A 625-nucleotide genomic window follows, 5' to 3' on the forward strand; every position below is an offset into this window, starting at 1 on the left:
GAACCATTTTTAGATGCCGCTTGTTTAGCAGTCGTTACGCGTTGTTTGGCTTTCATACTTTGCTTGAGCTTAGGTGCAATGAGCGCTACCGCAACCAACACTGCGGTCACGAGGTTGAGATCCGAGGCCTGAAGGCCAAACATACCAGAACTCAACGCAAAAGCGACGGCTAGTCGATACAACACCGAGCCCAAAATAACGGCGCAAACGGCAACCCAAATTTTGCGACCGGGAATGAGTGTTTGGCCCAAAATAACCGCCGCTAAGCCGACCACGATGGTGCCAACGCCTGATGTTACGTCAGCAAAACTGTTGGTTTGCGCAAATAGCGCACCAGCGAAGCCAACAAACCCGTTCGACAGCGCCAAACAAAAGTAGGTGTAGAACCCTGTGCTTGCGCCTTGCGCAGACACCATTCGGCCATTCACACCCGTCGCTCGAAGGCCCAAGCCGAAATCGCTATTTAGCAATCGCACCACCAAAAAGGCAGAGATGAGAACCAGTACGCCTACGACTAACGGACGAATAAACATCGCATCGCCCATCGATTCAAAAGGAGTGAGAATGGTGTCTTCACCCAAAAGAGCCATATTGGGTTTGCCCATGATACGAATGTTGATAGAAA

1 protein-coding gene is annotated in these 625 nt (G+C 50.7%); it reads right to left on the reverse strand.

Translation table 11 applies throughout. The annotated features are described in order from the left end of the window. Window positions 1-625: ABC transporter permease subunit (locus R7190_RS28555; protein WP_318138019.1), on the reverse strand; the 625-nt coding region annotated here is incomplete at both ends.

This window comes from Vibrio sp. 1078-1, from assembly GCF_033340475.1.